The following is a 2,455-nucleotide window of genomic DNA, read 5'->3' as shown; positions in this document are numbered from 1 at the left end:
AACCTGCCGCTGGTGCTGTACTGGGCGGGCCCGGGCGTGGGGACCGCGGTGGTGCTGCTGATGCTGTCGGGGGTGTTCTCGGCCTACCAGATCACGGCCGGAGCGACCTTCGTCCTCCTCACGCCGGTGGACCAGCGCGGACAGGCGCTGGGGCTGGCCAGATCGGGGCTGATCGCGATGCAGGGCATCGGCGTCGCCTCGGGCGGCCTGGCCACCGAACTCTCCGGATCCTCCGCGGACACCATCGCGGGGACCGGCCTGCTGGGGACGCTCTGCGCGCTCCTGGTCGCCGTCGCCTGGGCACGGGCCCGGGGCACCGGCGCGGGGACGATTCCCCTGAGGGCGTAGGACTACCAGGCCCCGATCGCGGCTAGGGTCGGGAGCAGGAAACCGCGAGCGATCCACAGGAGTACCCAGCGATGTCTATCGACCCGTCCTCGATTCCCAGCTTCGGGGGCCAGCCCGAGCCGCAGCCGACAGGACCCGAGGGCCCCGTCGTCCCGGACCAGGACCTCGTCAAGCAGCTTCTCGAGCAGATGGAGCTGAAGTACGTCGTCGACGACGAGGGCGACCTCGCCGCGCCGTGGGAGGAGTTCCGCACGTACTTCATGTTCCGCGGCGAGGCGGAGCAGCAGGTCTTCTCGGTCCGTACGTTCTACGACCGCCCGCACGCCCTGGACCAGCGCCCTGTGCTGCTCGACGCGATCGACGACTGGAACCGCCGCACCCTGTGGCCCAAGGTCTACACGCACTCGCACGAGGGCGAGGAGGGCGCGGCCGCCTCGGTCCGGCTGATCGGTGAGGCGCAGATGCTCATCGGTACGGGCGTCAGCCTGGAGCACTTCGTCTCCTCGACGGTCAGCTGGGTCCGCGCCTCGATCGAGTTCGACAAGTGGCTCGTGGAGCGCCTGGGCCTGGAGCCGGCCGGGAAGGCGGACGAGGGCGGCGACACGGGCGTGGAGCAGACCCCGGAGAGCTGATCCGTACCGCGACGCGAGCCCGGCCGGGCGGCGGTGGTCCCAGGTGGACCACGCCGCGGCCGGGCTCGCGTCCGTCGTGGGCCGGGGCCTCACCCTTCCGTGGACAGGCCCTTCAGACGGGCGACCGCCTCTTCGAGCACGTCCACGCGCTTGCAGAAGGTGAAGCGCACGAAGGGTGCGCCCTGCTCCCGGTGGTCGTAGAAGACCGCGTTCGGGACCGCGACCACCCCGCACCGCTCGGGCAGGGCCCGGCAGAACGCCACGCCGTCCCGCTCGCCCCCCAGCGGGCGGACGTCGGTGGTGACGAAGTAGGTGCCGGCGGGCCGGTGGACCCCGAAACCGGCCTCCGCGAGCCCGTCGACCAGCAGGTCCCGCCTGGCGCGCAGGTCGGCGCGCAGGCCGTCGAAGAAGTCGTCGGGCAGCCGCAGGGCCTCGGCGACGGCGTACTGGAGAGGGCCGCCGGAGACGAACGTCAGGAACTGCTTGACGGATTTCACCGCGGTCACCAGCTCCGGGCCGGCGGTGATCCAGCCGATCTTCCAGCCGGTGAACGAGAACGTCTTGCCGGCGCTGCTGACGGTCACCGTGCGTTCGCGCATGCCGGGGAAGGAGGCGAGCGGGATGTGCTCGCCCTCGAACACCAGGTGCTCGTAGACCTCGTCGGTGACCACGAGCAGATCGCGTTCGCACGCGAGCGCGGCCACCGCGGCCAGCTCCTCGCGGCTGAGCACCGTGCCGGTGGGGTTGTGCGGGGTGTTCAGGAGGATCAGGCGGGTACGGGGCGTCACGGCGGCGCGGAGCTCGTCCAGGTCGAGCCGGAAGGCACCGCCGTCGGGCCGGAGCGTGACGGGCACCCTGGTCCCGCCCGCCATGGCGACGCAGGCGGCGTAGGAGTCGTAGTACGGCTCCAGGGCGATGACCTCGTCACCGGGCTCCACGAGGGCCAGCAGCGTCGCGGCGAGGGCCTCGGTGGCGCCCGCGGTGACCAGTACCTCGCTGCCGGGGTCGTAGGTCAGCCCGTAGTGGCGCAGCTGGTGCTCCGCGATCGCGGTGCGCAGCTCCGGGACGCCCGGGCCGGGCGGGTACTGGTTGCCGTGGCCCGCGCGCAGCGCCCGTACCGCGGCCTCACGGATCTCCTCGGGGCCGTCGGTGTCCGGGAAGCCCTGGCCGAGGTTGATGGCGCCGGTCCGTACGGCCAGCGCCGACATCTCGGCGAAGATCGTCGTGCCGAACGCGGCGAGGCGGCGGTTGAGCAGCGGTCGTCCCTGTGTCATGGGCGCCATCCTGGGCCGAAGCTCTGGAGTTGCTCAAGTCCGCTTTCGTCCGGGCAGGGGGCGGGCATCCCCCGGGCACACGGAAGCGGGGGACCTCGCTTCGGGGGAGAAGAAGGGGGGCGGGGGCGATGGGGATGGTCTTCTTCGTCGTGTCGGCCGTGATCGTGGTGGCGGGGATCGCCGCGCTCGCCTCGGCTGCGG

At 72.2% G+C, this 2,455-nt stretch carries 2 protein-coding genes and 1 pseudogene; 2 read left to right on the top strand and 1 reads right to left on the bottom strand.

Features of this window, described 5'->3' with window-relative positions; all coding sequences use genetic code 11:
* Positions 1–348, top strand: a pseudogene (locus IH13_RS0113085) (MFS transporter); the annotation flags it as partial.
* Positions 349–419: 71 nt separating this feature from the next.
* Entirely contained in the window at positions 420–980 is a 561-nt protein-coding gene (locus IH13_RS0113080; protein WP_031084018.1) for a YbjN domain-containing protein, read from the top strand.
* A gap of 89 nt (positions 981–1,069) precedes the next feature.
* Here IH13_RS0113080 and IH13_RS0113075 read toward each other — a convergent pair whose 3' ends face one another.
* Positions 1,070–2,254, bottom strand: coding sequence for a pyridoxal phosphate-dependent aminotransferase (locus IH13_RS0113075; RefSeq protein WP_031084017.1), 1,185 nt, complete (start codon positions 2,252–2,254; stop codon positions 1,070–1,072).
* Positions 2,255–2,455: the final 201 nt, after the last annotated feature.

The sequence above is a fragment of the Streptomyces sp. NRRL WC-3549 genome (assembly GCF_000721935.1).
Lineage (GTDB): Bacteria > Actinomycetota > Actinomycetes > Streptomycetales > Streptomycetaceae > Streptomyces.
This window is presented reverse-complemented; position numbering and strand designations above follow the sequence as displayed.